Origin of the sequence: Paraburkholderia sp. MM5477-R1 (assembly GCF_050436385.1) — a bacterium.
Lineage (GTDB): Bacteria > Pseudomonadota > Gammaproteobacteria > Burkholderiales > Burkholderiaceae > Paraburkholderia > Paraburkholderia tuberum.
The window spans coordinates 1,088,174-1,101,532 of the sequence record NZ_JBNDMC010000005.1 but is presented as its reverse complement, the minus strand read 5'-3'; the positions used below and the strand labels follow the sequence as shown (position 1 = coordinate 1,101,532).

The 13,359-nt window shown below is 60.2% G+C and carries 9 protein-coding genes; 4 read left to right on the top strand and 5 right to left on the bottom strand.

Translation table 11 applies throughout. The features are described 5' to 3' along the window. The first annotated feature begins 1,311 nt into the window (after nt 1-1,311). Nucleotides 1,312-1,446 carry a hypothetical protein gene (locus OKW35_RS17415; protein ID WP_429445220.1) on the top strand — a complete coding sequence of 45 codons (135 nt, stop codon included), beginning with the start codon at nt 1,312-1,314 and terminating at the stop codon, nt 1,444-1,446. Between the two features lie 389 nt (nt 1,447-1,835). Here the strand turns inward: OKW35_RS17415 and OKW35_RS17410 are convergent, their stop codons facing one another. Beyond that, complete coding sequence (locus OKW35_RS17410; RefSeq protein WP_429552681.1) at nt 1,836-3,020, bottom strand: PIN-like domain-containing protein; 1,185 nt, start codon at nt 3,018-3,020, stop codon at nt 1,836-1,838. 1,013 nt (nt 3,021-4,033) lie between these two features. Between OKW35_RS17410 and OKW35_RS17405 the strand changes: the two genes are divergently transcribed. Beyond that, on the top strand, nt 4,034-5,980 hold the full coding sequence (locus OKW35_RS17405; protein ID WP_429552680.1) for an SIR2 family protein: 1,947 nt from the start codon (nt 4,034-4,036) through the stop codon (nt 5,978-5,980). A gap of 237 nt (nt 5,981-6,217) precedes the next feature. On the opposite strand, the gene OKW35_RS17400 is transcribed toward OKW35_RS17405, so the two are convergent. The 3 genes from OKW35_RS17400 to OKW35_RS17390 form a co-directional block, all read right to left on the bottom strand. Then, a protein-coding gene (locus tag OKW35_RS17400; RefSeq protein ID WP_429552679.1) for an IS3 family transposase occupies nt 6,218-7,785 on the bottom strand; the annotation gives its coding sequence in 2 pieces (ribosomal slippage) (nt 6,218-7,347 and nt 7,347-7,785; 1,569 coding nt in all). 850 nt (nt 7,786-8,635) lie between these two features. After that, on the bottom strand, nt 8,636-9,397 hold the full coding sequence (locus OKW35_RS17395) for a transporter substrate-binding domain-containing protein (RefSeq protein WP_090812108.1): 762 nt from the start codon (nt 9,395-9,397) through the stop codon (nt 8,636-8,638). Further along, the gene (locus tag OKW35_RS17390) at nt 9,394-10,563 is read right to left on the bottom strand and encodes an aldose epimerase family protein (protein ID WP_429401022.1); all 1,170 of its coding nucleotides are present in this window, start codon (nt 10,561-10,563) and stop codon (nt 9,394-9,396) included. The genes OKW35_RS17395 and OKW35_RS17390 overlap by 4 nt, the downstream gene beginning before the upstream one ends. 277 nt (nt 10,564-10,840) lie before the next feature. On the opposite strand from OKW35_RS17390, the gene OKW35_RS17385 reads away from it, so the two are divergent. Beyond that, nucleotides 10,841-11,143, top strand: coding sequence for a hypothetical protein (locus tag OKW35_RS17385; RefSeq protein ID WP_429552678.1), 303 nt, complete (start codon nt 10,841-10,843; stop codon nt 11,141-11,143). Here OKW35_RS17385 and OKW35_RS17380 read toward each other — a convergent pair. Next, nucleotides 11,110-12,087 carry a LysR family transcriptional regulator gene (locus tag OKW35_RS17380; RefSeq protein WP_090812111.1) on the bottom strand — a complete coding sequence of 326 codons (978 nt, stop codon included), beginning with the start codon at nt 12,085-12,087 and terminating at the stop codon, nt 11,110-11,112. The two genes, OKW35_RS17385 and OKW35_RS17380, sit on opposite strands and share 34 nt — an antisense overlap. A 171-nt stretch (nt 12,088-12,258) precedes the next feature. Here OKW35_RS17380 and OKW35_RS17375 point away from each other — a divergent pair, with 171 nt between their 5' ends. Continuing rightward, complete coding sequence (locus tag OKW35_RS17375) at nt 12,259-13,305, top strand: 4-hydroxythreonine-4-phosphate dehydrogenase PdxA (RefSeq protein ID WP_090812112.1); 1,047 nt, start codon at nt 12,259-12,261, stop codon at nt 13,303-13,305. Nucleotides 13,306-13,359 lie beyond the last annotated feature (54 nt).

Sequence of the window (13,359 nt, the reverse complement as noted above, 5' to 3'; positions counted from 1 at the left end):
CAGCCAGTAGCTCAGCGCGCACTGTGCGCGAAATGCGGATCAGCCGATCTCGGCACCGGCGGCCATTCGAGCCCGCGCACTCGGAATTTGGTTGTTGGCGGCAGAACCTACGCGATTCCGCGGGTCAGGTCGATAGTCAACAAGCCACTCGATGAACTCGACCGCGGCGGATCGGCCAAGAGTTCGTGGAAAACCCGTCCTTCAAAGTAAAGGGTTGAAATGCATCGGATCGACCAGCAGCAACGAGCCGGTAGCACGTTTTCGTTGACGTCGAATCCAGACCTTGGGCCATTGATGCGCGAACGGCAGGAAAGTGACTTGTAGCTGTCTGACCGAGGGCGATACTTGAACGTCGGCTACGGCCGACGACGCGACTGACATGATCCGCGCGCGAAGGTCCGTTGTCTGGGCGGAGCCGGCATCCGAACGTCCGCGTGAAACCGTGGGCCATCGCCCGTCGTTGGCCGAACCTTGTCGATCGTCCAGCAATCGAACGGCACTTCCCATGAGCGGCAACAGGCGGACCCGCTGCCACCGTTCGGACCAACGCCGACGCCCCGTCCGCTTAAAGAAGTAAAGCAGCGCCAAATTTGGGCGGCCTCTCCGATGATGCTGGGCGGACGATTACCAGGGTTCGGTCCGATCTGTCAAGATGGGGTCGCCCGATCGAACCGTTTGTGGCGAAAATGCACACCGCATTTTTTGCGCTGAATACTCCCGCAAACGATTGCGTATACTCTGTGCACCTCTTTCTCCGAGGCGCGCTCTATGCGGCAGGAATGGCTTGAATCTCTCCAGCGACTTAGCTGGAACGCTCCGATAACTTTGGCACTAGCGTCGGCAGCAGTCGGCTCTGTCGTGACACTAGCGTGGATTTCGGCGCGAGATGCCCGGGAGCGCAGGCGTCAGCGACGCGACACTGCATTGGAGTTGGCGTTATCGCTGGAAAGCTACGCTCGAAGCTGTCGGACAATGATGCATAAGGCTGTTTGGGCGGCAGCGGAGCCGGTCGGCCCTATCAGCAGCGAAGCCAGCAAGGGCGTGTCCATCCCTGCTTTTGCCTATCCGGACAGGCTGCAGTGGCACGTCCTGAGCCGCCGAGTTATCTCCGAGTTGCGTGAATACCCGGCTACTGTGCACGCTGCCCGAGAGTACTTGGAGGCATTTCGGGAGTTCGGCGAGCCGATAGACCTTTGCGGTCAGGTCCAATATGAGTGTGCGAAGGCCGCGATGTCAGCACTCGCGCTGGCTAGAACTACGCGTAGGCGGCACAGTGCCGCGACGTGGAAACCGGGTGCCAAAGATTCAGCCATGGAGCGCGAACTGTCCGACTTCATCGCGACCGCTGAAGAAAAGCGCAAGGCGTCGCTCGAGCGTCGAACGGAATCCACACTTGGTCGGCGAGCTGACGCACAGCCGTTCAAACAACAACCGCTAAGCGCCTGAAACTTAGACCGGACAAAGGGATATCAATCTATCAGGCGCCTCGCGACCCTCAACACCCTGTGGTACTCACGAGAGGTTAGCGGCTGCTTCCAAGGTGTCAATGCTTTCGGCATGACGACAAGTCGTCGGCCATTGCTGACGTTGGCGTGTCGGCCACTGTGAGGCAGCTGATAGGCGCTTTGCCGCCGTTCGCGCCGTCGAAGCCTCGAATGTCAGGTGCCGATGCGAGTGAACGAGTACTCACGACCCGTTGCTGCCAGTCGCGGCCCTGCGATTTGTGCGGGGCATTTGGATGCAGAGCGGTCATTCGTCGAGTGACGTCGTAGCCGATCTTTTCCGAATAGGTGTTGGATCATGTGGTGAGCCAAACCGACAATATTACCTATCGATTAAGCTTTTCCCAGCGACTGAGCAAGGTCATGAATTGCCTTTAGAATAGTAAGGGTCTCGGCGTTGGTCTCAGGCCAGCCCTCCCAACACGCGATCATATCGTCGACTCTTGTCAGCAGCCTCTTTTGGTCTTCAGTAATATTGTCGGCATTACCGATCGCCGCTCTGTAGCGTTGTAACGATGTACGTATTCGATGACCGGAATATTGACCGGCCCCGCCAAAAAATCCTATTGAAGGATCGATCTGTCTCGCGTCTCGTTCATATTCTGCAATTTCGTTCCCGCGCCTGATACGTTCTTCATGCCATTGCCGCAACTCGTTTCGAATTTCCTTTGCCTCTTCGATTGACGACTCTGGCAATTTTCGATTCAGAAACTTTGACGCGTATTTCAGGAATTGATCGCATTTGTACATGTGCAGAGGTACGTTCGCGACGTCCCAAAGCTCCTGCCTCAATTCCGGTAGAGGTCCGATTGTTTTACCTCCAACTCTCTGCCACCAATCGTCCTTTACATCATCCGTGACGAAAATGATTGCAGACTTCATATCCGAAGCCTTTTGCAAAACCTCTAGCCACAAAACAGCGTCACCGTATTGATGATCGCCTCCTTTGGCTTTATCGCGAAGCCCCGGGGGTTGGGAATTGTCGAAACGACTTTTAGCGTGGTCGAGGAGCTTCTTGTGCTCAGCGGCATCTGGTTTCTGTCCGACTCTGCCGTCGAACACGCCACTCAGGCGCTGCAGCACGGGGTCTTCGCCTGTTAGCCAGTCGGGATGGTGCGCTTCCTGAGCTTCCAAAGCGGACTGCAAATCAGAAAAGGTGCCGTCTAGTTTTTGCGAGATGTCCTCGACGTCAATCCCAGGATGTCGACGAAATCCATTTAAAACCTTGTTTAATTCGTCTCTGCTTTTGGTCAGTTCGGTACGTAGTTTCGTGTAGCCCAAGAGGGCCGTGTTCATGACTTCAACTCGGTTTTCAAAGAACTCCAGGCCGACTTGATAGGGAATCCAGACGCGAGCCTGCAGCGCCTCCAACGTCTGAATAAATTCTTCCCGCGTTGCGTCCGTGTAGCGATAAAGATTCAGCAGTGCATTGGCATCGAACACGAAGGTTCCTTGTGCCCACATCTGCTCAATTTCTTTTTGTTCAGGCCGATAGTGGCCAGAAAATGCCTGTTTCATTCCTGACTCCCTATTCCTGACCGCAAATGAATTGCCGATCTTGACTCGGTTGGCGGGTCGCGCCACCTTGCTACCTTTTGCCGCGCCTGCCAACCCCCTGGTCTTGTCCTCGAAGCTTTCCTGAGCTTGGCGCGTTCGCTTGCCCGACTCCGTGCATTGGGACTGGGTGCGTCATTATCGCGCCGCTACACCGGCGAATAGATCATGGAGTGGTGAAATACTTGACGGCGACGCGGGTCATTACCGGCCCGAATCTGTACGGCAAAGTTCGTGGGGCTTGCCGTACAGATGCCGTACGGCGGTTTTCAGAATGAGCGAATTGCCCGCAAACCCTTATCAGACTTGGCGCGCCCGGCTGGGATCGAACCAGCAACCCCTGCCTTCGGAGGGCGGTTTCGCCTTACGTGCGTTGAGCGCGGGGCGTAGGCGTACGAAGGGCCGATTGATGCGCCAAATAAGTCGTTCGTTCGACTGCCGGCTCCCCATCACCCCCAAGCGGCGCTTCTTGGCCGATCCCGGAAATCGAGCGGCTTCCAGTGATCGTCGGCCGCACCGCCGCGTCGAACTTCCGTAGCCGACCCGTTCCCGTCATTCGACTTGCAACGTCCGGTCTAAAACGGACAGGCGTCGTTGACGAAGTTACGAGAACTCAACAGCAACTGCGGAATATTCATGCCAAACAAAGCACCCATTCCACTTTTCGTTAGCCGCTTACACAAGCGTGCGCCGTTCCAATTTGCGGTCGTAGAGTCGTTTAGTAACGACGCGCGCAAGTGCCATGGCGAGCGGGCGTTGGACTCTCGTCGCGACGACTACTAACGTCCGCCTCCAAGGCATAATTACCAAGTGTGGCACCCACCTGCGAAGCGATGGAGGAGGTTCCGCGCGCTCTAGGCGACACCGTGTATATTTAAATTGATCGTAAATGGAGGAAATTTGCAACGTACTCCGGTAAGTTCGAGCGCTAGTAGCAGGTAAAGTCGGTTGGTCGCATTGCGTTTGGAGACCTCAGGATGAACAAGAAGCTTTCATGGCTTCACCTGTCTGATCTGCATATCCAGGCGGAGGAGCAGTCAAATCAAGAGGCTTTTTTTGCATCGTTACTCGGTGATATCGCCGGTATTGTAGGCAATGAAGGACTACTGTTTGATATCGTGTTGGTGACGGGTGACGTCGCTATGACCGGACACGTCGACGAGTATAAATTCGCTGCGCGATTTCTCCGCGATCTCGGTATGGTGGTGTCGGTCCCAATGGATCGCATTTTCTGCGTGCCGGGAAACCACGACGTCGATCGGACTGCCCTAACACCGCACCAGATCCGCTCAGCAAAATCTGCATTGAACACACGAGATATTGTTTCCGAAGTCATCGGAGATCCAGATGAGCTCGCGTTCTTTACTAAACGTCTACTGCCGTACCACGCCTTTATACAGGCGCAATTTCCTTGGGCGCGTAACATTGGCTCGTCGGATTTGGGGTATACGCAAAGAATGGAAGTTAATGGACTAAATCTAGCGATTCTTGGGTTAAATTCCTCTTGGCTTTCAGGTTCGCCCGATGACTATGGCCACTTAGTAATCGGAGAACGGCAGGTCAGAGAGGCTCTTGAGAGGGCTTCCGGTGCGGACCTCGTCGTCAGTCTAGTTCACCATCCGACATCGTGGCTTGCAGATTTCGATGCTTCGGATGTTCGCGAGTTACTAACAAAGCGATGCGATTTCATGCTCCATGGCCATGTTCACGAGACGGGAGTCGTGAACATAGTTTCGCCTGATAGTGAAGCTTTTTCTCTGGCTGCAGGCGCAAAGTCCGCCGGGTCGCGAGGAAGCTGTTCATACAATTACGTGCAGATCGACTTACATCAGGGAACTGTAGACATCTCCATTAGGCGCTACTTCGATCGAGACGGTGAATTTTGGGCACCGGACAAGACAATGTATGAAGGAGCTCCCGAGGGTAAGCTCACACTCATGCTTCCGGAGCGAATCACTCGCAAAGTACAGACAGCCGATTTGATTGCATTGAACCACCGACTTTCGGCAGTGGTTTCCGAAACAATGCCGTTTAGCGCGCCAACCGAGCCTGTGCCGCCTGTTCCGATGGCGCCGACGGCGCTCGTCGAGGCAATCGTCAATCACCGGTGCCTGCTTTTTGCGGGGGCCGGGGCGTCCATGGACGCGAAATTGCCAGGCTGGCCGGAATTACTGCACGGTATGGCGGACCGATGCGAATATGCGGGCATTCTCTCGGAGGAGGAAAAAGCTGAAATCAAAAGTCTTCTTGACGCGCGCTCATACATGGTGGTCGCTGCCTTTTGCAGGGAAAAGCTGGGTAAATTCGATTTCGCAACATATTTAAGGGAACAGCTCACTGACAGTCGCGCTTCTAAAACACATCGCCTTTTAGCGAGGATTCCGTTTAGAGGGGCGGCAACGACGAATTTTGACTCCTTCATTGAACACCACCGCGACCGGCCCCAAGTGGTAATGCCTAGCTTAATGGACCGTCTAGGTGCGGCAGGTGTCGAAACCTTACTCGCCGACAGATCGGCATTTCCAGTGATAAAAATACATGGCTCGATTCTTGACACAGAATCTATAGTGCTCACGCGAGGTGATTTCCGGCAAGCCCTTTTCTCCATGCCAGGATACAGGGACTTCCTTCGTCGATTGTTCTTGGATTCAACAGTTTTCTTTTATGGCTATAGCTTTAGCGACCCCAATGTCGATTTTCTTCTTCAAGATATTGTAACTTCATACGCTGGAAATACCCGCCCTCACTACGCCCTTTTGCCAAGCCCAGGTAAAATTGCATCGAAATACTGGTTCGAAGATTTCAATATTCGGGTAATTCCATATCCTTTGTGGGAAGGGTCGCACGCCGTTGCAACTGCATTTCTCGAAAAACTAACAACGGAATGCGATGCCCGCGTGGGATCAACACCCCGACCAGCCTGAAATGTCTTACCGTACTCCGCAGTGGGCCGTTTGTAACGGGCAGCCGATATTCGAAGGGGACGTCGAATGAAAACGGCCAAACCTTGCATTTGTCGATGTCGTCGCTGTCGACTCGGAGAGTTTGCCGAAAACCGCGACTGCTGTTGTCGCGTGGGAGAAGCGCGACTTCGCGATCCGCCGACCACAGTAAGCTCCGTTCCGTAGACTCGGCGCGCGTCAAGCAAGTTGTCGCCTCACTCATGCAGCCAGAGGCTGTTTATTTGCGCTGATCGACGCCATCTCGACGACTGAGTCGCGTTCGGGGTTAAGCGTCACGGCACCAACCGGTGTCCAGTTGCGCGTGTGGCGCGACCAGCGGGCCGGATTGCGCTCGCGGGCCCTCTCGTACAGTGCATGCCGAGCGGCGAGAAGCGCACGATCGTCACCGGCGTGACGCTGCGCAGGCGTCACGTAGCGGATGCCACTATGACGATGCTCGAAGTTGTACCACTGCACGAAGCCGGCAGCCCAGGTGCGAGCAGCGTTCAGGTCCTCGAAGCCTGTGACCGGAAACTCCGGCCGGTACTTCGCGGTTCGGAACAGCGCCTCGGCATAGGCGTTGTCGTCGCTGACCCGGGGGCGCGAGTACGACGGCTTGATGCCCAGCCAGTGCAGCATCGCCAGCACGGTAGTGGCCTTCAGCGTCGCCCCGTTATCGCCGTGCAGCACCGGCCGGGCCTCAAGGGCGGCAATGCCTTCGGAGAGCGCCGTACGACGTACGAGATGAGCAGCGTGTTCGGCCGCGTCGCTGTCGTGCACCTCCCAGCCGACAATCTTGCGGCTGTACAGGTCCAGGATCATGTACAGGTGGAACCATTGCCCTGTTACCGTTGCCGGCAGATAGGTCATGTCCCAGCACCACACCTGGCGCGGCGCCGTTGCGACGTGCGTGGTCGGCGGCCGGGCGCTCGAAGGCGTTCTGGCACGACCACGGCGCGTCATCTGCCCATGCTCGCGCAGCACGCGCGCAAAGGTCGATTCGCTGGCGATGTACACGCCTTCGTCAGCCAGCATCGGCACGATACGCGCCGGTGGCATGTCGGCAAAGCGTGGCTCGTTGGCTACGCGCAGCACGTTTGCCCGCTCCTGCGGGCTCAGGGTGTGCGCGGGCAGCAGGCGCATCGCGCCGGGCCTGGCGTCGCCAGTGACGAGCCCTTGATTGGCCTTCCAGCGCTGCAGGGTACGCACGTCGATCCCGGCCACCTCGCAGGCCAGGCGCAACCGTGCGCCAGCCAGTCTTGCCGAATCGATTTCCCGGGCCAGGAGCTGGCGATCTTCGAGGCCGATCATTCGTCCTCGCCCTTGTCCGTGTTGAAGATCGCCCCGAGTTTTTTTGAAAGAACCAGCAATGCGGCTGCCTCGGCCAGTGCTTTCTCCTTGCGCCGCAGTTCGCGTTCCAGTTCCTTGATGCGACGCTGGTCCTGCTTCGTTTGCTGTGGACTCGCACGGGCCTCTTCGGGCTCGGCCAGCGCCTGCGTGGCCGCTTGCCGCCACTGCGCCAGAACCTGCGGATACACGCCATGCTCGCGGCACCACGCATTGCGGGCCGTCTCGTCCATCGCTGCCGTGCTCAACACCGCTTCGAAACGCGCGGCCGCTGTCCAGGCCCGCTCGCGAGCGGGCCTGGACAGCGCATCACTGCGCCAGCGCTCCAGCGTCTGCGCGCCCACACCGATCTCTCGCGCAACCTCTTCCACTGATGCGCTCTCCGGCGGCAGCAACCGCGCCACTGCTCTGTCCTTGAATGTCTTTCCGTAACGCGCCAACTTGTTCTCTCTTTATCGCCCCCAGATTCCAATTTTATCCAGGCGACAACCATTGTGACGCGGGGGGGACTTCAGGCAGCACTCGTCAAAGCCGCGACGGGCGCTCTCCCGGACTTCGCATTAGGTGCAAGGCATCCGCATGGCTCGATCGCTAAACTATCGACCGCGTTGGTGTGCAAAGCAGACATATGAATGCCCTAGCCACGATGAATTCGAATGACCGGTGTTGGCCGGTTGCACTCACTCAGCTATCAAGCCATAAAGCTGCCGGTGGTACCGAGCGAGCCGGCGAATGGCCGCTCAAGGTGACGGCCCCTGAACGGGTGCAACCGGCCATGAGCGGTCACTTGCCTGCTGGGTCGTGAAGACTTTCCAACGTCGGCAACGTCACCATGAGCGGCCTTTGCGGTTCTGCGCGCCAGGCGTCTACCACGGCGCGGGGTCTTAATGTCAGCCTGAGGGGGCACGTCCGGTCGGGCGCGCTCGCGACCAATGCGAGCTTCGGCGCTTGAACGTTCTGGGCGCAATTCCGAACGATGCTTTAGCGAAAGGCGTGCATGGAGTCTTCCGTGCGAACGGGCTTGCATCGCTATAGCCAAAGCAGGTCGCATGCTTGGTATGATCCGCTGCGCTTGATGCCGGCCGCTTAACAGACGGTTTCATAAAGACTATTGAGCCCGCTGAACGGTGTTCGCGCAGATCAAGCACCAGCGTTGGATGCGGACCTTGCCCTCGCTGCTCGATCAAGGCGGGGGAGTTCGTAGTAAAAGTTTCTCTCCTGATCCTTTGTATTAGTGGCGTTGATGGAAGCGCAAGACGGCCAATTTAGCCACCTGCGCTCCGTGCTTCGCTATTTCTGGCCGAAGTAGTACGCGTAGGCGCGATCGACGACGCCATCACGCTTGACCGTGTCGAACGCCTTCGCCCAGGCGTCGCGATCGATTTCCGGCGAATCCTTCGACGCGGCGATGTACAGCGCGCGCCTTGCGAGCGTCTTTCCGACGACGAGATTCCCCGGATGCTTCGCCGCACGCCACGCGAATTTCAGTTCGATGTCAGCGCTGTATGCGGCATCCACCTCGCGGGCGGCGACGGCCTCGGTGACGGCGGCCGCGTTGCTGTAGAGCTTGAGATTCGAGAAGCCGCGCTTCTTCAGTTCGGCGTGGCCCGTCGACCCGCCCACGACGCCGATCGCCCGCAACGCGTTGCCCGCATCATAGGAATCGATGGCGGCGGCGCCCGGCTGCGACACGAAGACCTCTTCGATATCCCACACCTTCTGTACCCACATGTAGTTCGGCTCGCGTTCGGCGGTTCGCGAGTACGGGAAGAAGAGGATGTCGTGCCCGGCCCTCGCTTCGGCCTGCGCGTCCTGCCAGCCGACGAATTTCACGGCAATGTCCCGCTTCATCGCGGCGGCCATCTGCCTGACGATGTCGAGGAAGAAGCCGTTGTGGCCGCTGTCGGCATCCGGATGGCGAACGGGGTCGATCGTGTATGGCGCGTTGTCCGCGACCCGGATCTCTTCCGCGTGCGCGGGCAAGGCGTGGCACGCGATCGCGACGGCCGCCGCGCAGGCGCCCGTCGTCGCGTAGATGCGTTTCATCGTCATGGTGTCCCCGCTGATTTCGCCGTGGAGAATTTATAGATCGTCGTCGCCGTGAACCGCTCGCCGGGATTCAGCACGGTCGTCGGCCAGTTGGGTTCGTTCGGCGAATCGTCCGGATGCTCGGCGAGCATCGTGAAGAAGCTGCGAAATCCGTAGATTCTGCCGCCCTTGCCGACGTCGGTGCCGGGCAGTGCGTTGCCCGAGTAGAAGTGAATCGCCGGCTCGGTCGTGTAGATCTCCAGCACCCGGCCGGACGTCGGCTCGTACACGCGCGCGGCGAGCCCTAATTCGCCCGGACGCTTGTTCAGAAACCAGTTGTGGTCGTAGCCGCCTTCGGCAGGGGGGTTCGCGAGCTGCTGGCCTTGTTTCAGCTGATCGTCCTGCGTGTAGATCAGGTCGGCAATGCGCGTCGGCTTCGTGAAGTCGAACGGCGTCCCTTTGACGCTGCGACGCTCGCCGGTCGGGATCAGCTTGACGACCGGTGTGAAGGTATCAGCGTCGATCGTCACCACGTGATTCACGATGCTGTTGCTCGGGTCTCCGCTCAGGTTGAAGCCCGCGTGATTCGAGAAGTTGACGATGGTCTTCCTGTCGGTGACCGAGTCGTACCTGATCTTCAGCGCGTTGTCGTCGGTCAGCGTATAGACGACCTTTAGGCTGCAGTTGCCCGGATATCCTTCTTCGCCGTCCTTGAACACGTAGTTGATCTGCAGCGTGTGATCGTCGAGCTGCTTCGCGTCGAACACACGGAAGCGCGAGCCCTTCTTGCCGCCGTGCAGGTGGTTCGGGCCGTTGTTGATGCTGAGCTGGTACAGCTTGCCGTCCATCGTAAACTGGCCCTTCGCGATTCGGTTCGCATAGCGGCCAATGATCGCGCCGGTGGACGGGTTGTACCTGTTTCCGTCCTCGATCGTGTCGAAGCCCATCACGACGTCGCCCAGATTGCCGTTGCGGTCCGGAACCAGCAGCTCGACGATCTTGCCTCCGTAGTTGCTGATCTTCACGACCATGCCCTGCTTGTTCTTCAGCGTGTAGAGGTCGGTCTGCTTGCCGTCGATCACGCTCTGATAGCCTGCCGGCTTCACGTCGACGTAGGGCGCCGAGGCCGTCGCCAGGGCCGGCAGGCCGGCGAGCAGGATCAGCGCTGCGCACGCACGTAACTTCAACATCGTTCGTCTCCTTTTTTGTCTGTCGATTTGCCCGGCGTGGCGGTCCGGGGGCAGCGCCATTCCGGGCTTCCGGTGAGCGCCTAGTATCAGGAGATCGTCGATAACCGACTAATGAAATTACGCGATATATCGATATCCGTATGTTATCGATCGGCATTGCGCCGAGGTGCGGATCAATCGTCGCAACGGCACTCAGTAACCGCGACCGACGTCGACGACGTTCAGCAGCGGCTCGCCTTTCACGAGCCTTCGCGCGTTCTCCGCGATCTGCTCGGCCATGGTCTTCAGGCTCGCGACCGACCCCATATGCGATCGCGAGGAGTTCCTGCCGCTGCAATGGCGCGCGGCGTCTGACGTGCTCGAGGACGCGTACCGCACGCGGCCGCTGTGGTACGGAGCGCTGTATCGCGAGACGCTGCGCTGCCCCACGCGCCTGGTGACGATCACGCGCACGGGGACGATCGACAGCGCGCCGGACATCGCCGCCGCGCTGTCGGTGCAGGCGACGGTCGTGCATCCGCTGGCCGGCACGACCGACGTGCCGGCTTACGTGCTGCTGGTGTCGACGCCGGACAACTGACCGCCTGGCTGCTCGCCGTCGTCCTCGTGATGGAACAGCGTGAGGAACTGCCGCGCGGGGATGCTGAGCGGCCGGTCGCGCCGAACGAGGCTGCCGTACGACGGCAGCTTCTGCGCAAGCGTGTAGTCGACGATCGCGACGAGCCCGTGCTCCGCGTTGCGCTGCGCGACCGTCAGCGGGATCACGCCGAGCATCTGCGAGCGGTCGACGAGGTTCATCGTCGTCAGCATCGAGCCGGTCTCGATCAGCCCGCGCGGCATCGGCTGGTGATGCATCCGGAACTCGCCCTCGATGACCTCGCGCGCCGGGCTGCCGCCCGGCTGCAGGATCCACGGATACTCGAGCAGCGCGTCGAACCCGACCGGCCCCGCGCCCGCGAGCGGATGGTTGCGGCCGGAGACGACCGCGAGCGCCTCGTCGTCGACCGCGCGGAACACGCAGTCGCTGCCGGCGTCGCGGCCGATCACGACCTCGAGCACGCCTTCCTGCAATTGCGGCATCAGCCGGTCGCTGGTGTCGACCGCGATGTCGATCGCGAGCAGCGGATAGCGCGCCTTCAGCTGCACGAGCGCCTCGGTGAGCCGCCCCGGCGACGCGGCCATGATGCTGCCGATCGCGAGCCGCCCGGCGCTGCCGAGCTGCAGCTCCGCGAGCTCGCGGTTCAGCGCCTCCATGCTGCCCCGGATCCCGCGAAAGTAGCCGAGCACGCGCTCGCCGGCCGGATTCAACACGAGGCCGCGCCCGACGCGATTGAACAGCCGCTGACCGAGCGCGTTCTCGAGTTCGTGCAGCATCTTTGTCGCGGCCGGCTGCGTGAGGCCGAGCCGGTCGGCCGCCGCGTGCAGCGTCGAGCATTCGTCGACCGCGAGCAACAGCGCGATCTGACGCATCCGCAACCGGTTCAGCAGCTGCGGCGTCGAGTCGCGTTTGTCGATCGAGCCCATGTTTGATTACCTCAGGTTATCGATTCATCAAGAGTTTTCAATTTACGGGCACGGTCCGTCTACCTAGCATGAACCCCATATCAGGAACAGCCGGATTCCGGCGAAAAGGAGACGCATTATGCAGACGAAGTCAACGGTCGCGCACCGCGTGGCGCACGCGGGAGAACTGGCATGACGGCCCCGTCGACCTTGCCCGTCATCGCGCTGACGCTCGGCGATCCCGCCGGCATCGGTGCCGAGCTGATCGCGAAGCTGCTCGCGCGCCCCGATGCGACGTCCCGCGCGAACCTGGTGCTGGTCGGCGACCGCTGGCTGTGGGAAGCCGGCCAGCGCGTGGCCGGCGTGCAAGTCGACGTCGAGCCGATCGCGTCGCTCGCCGCCGCGCGCAACCGGCCGTCGATCGCGTGTCCCGCGCTTGTCGAAGTCGACACGATCGACCCGTCACAAGTGAAGGTCGGCGAGGTCTGCGCGGCCGGCGGCCGCTCGGTGCTGACCGTGCTGAACCTGTGCATGGACGCCACGCTCGCCGGCGAGGTCGACGCGATCTGCTTCGCGCCGCTGAACAAGCACGCGATGAAGCTCGGCGGCCTGAAGCACGAGGACGAGCTCCACCACTTCGCCGAATACCTCGGCGTGACCGGCTACTTCTGCGAATTCAACACGCTCGGCGAGCTGTGGACGTCGCGCATCTCGTCGCACGTGCCGCTGAAGGACGCGCCGGGCTACCTGAGCATCGAGCGGATCGAGCAGGCGTCGGAGCTGATCTACCGGTCGCTGCTCGCAAACGGCATCGCGGCGCCGAAGGTCGCGATCACCGCGTTCAATCCGCACGGCGGCGACGGCGGCAGCTGCGGCCGCGAAGAGATCGACATCATCGAGCCCGCGGTGACGAAGCTGCAGGCGCGCGACTGGCCGACCGATGCGCCGTTCCACGGCCCGTTCCCGGCCGACACGATCTTCCTGAAGGCGCAGGCCGGCGATTACCAGGCGATCGTCACGATGTACCACGACCAGGGGCAGATCGCGATCAAGCTGCTCGGGTTCTCGCGCGGCGTGACCGTGCAGGGCGGGCTGCCGGTGCCGATCACGACGCCCGCGCACGGCACCGCGTATGACATTGCAGGCCGCGGCACCGCCGACGTCGGCGCGACTTGGCAGGCCTTGCAGATCGCCTGCCGGATGGGCGCCGCGCGCCGGCAGCAGACGATTTCCGCGTAACGGCCGCCCGGCTGCCCACGCGCTTCACGACGCATCGAAACACATCGAATCTCA

Excerpts from the sequence above, each read along its gene's own strand:
- OKW35_RS17415 (WP_429445220.1), top strand. The coding sequence starts at position 1,312 with ATGGAGCGCGAACTGTCCGACTTCATCGCGACCGCTGAAGAAAAGCGC.
- OKW35_RS17410 (WP_429552681.1), bottom strand. The coding sequence starts at position 3,020 with ATGAAACAGGCATTTTCTGGCCACTATCGGCCTGAACAAAAAGAAATT.
- OKW35_RS17405 (WP_429552680.1), top strand. The coding sequence starts at position 4,034 with ATGAACAAGAAGCTTTCATGGCTTCACCTGTCTGATCTGCATATCCAG.
- OKW35_RS17395 (WP_090812108.1), bottom strand. The coding sequence starts at position 9,397 with ATGACGATGAAACGCATCTACGCGACGACGGGCGCCTGCGCGGCGGCC.
- OKW35_RS17390 (WP_429401022.1), bottom strand. The coding sequence starts at position 10,563 with ATGTTGAAGTTACGTGCGTGCGCAGCGCTGATCCTGCTCGCCGGCCTG.
- OKW35_RS17385 (WP_429552678.1), top strand. The coding sequence starts at position 10,841 with ATGGTCTTCAGGCTCGCGACCGACCCCATATGCGATCGCGAGGAGTTC.
- OKW35_RS17380 (WP_090812111.1), bottom strand. The coding sequence starts at position 12,087 with ATGGGCTCGATCGACAAACGCGACTCGACGCCGCAGCTGCTGAACCGG.
- OKW35_RS17375 (WP_090812112.1), top strand. The coding sequence starts at position 12,259 with ATGACGGCCCCGTCGACCTTGCCCGTCATCGCGCTGACGCTCGGCGAT.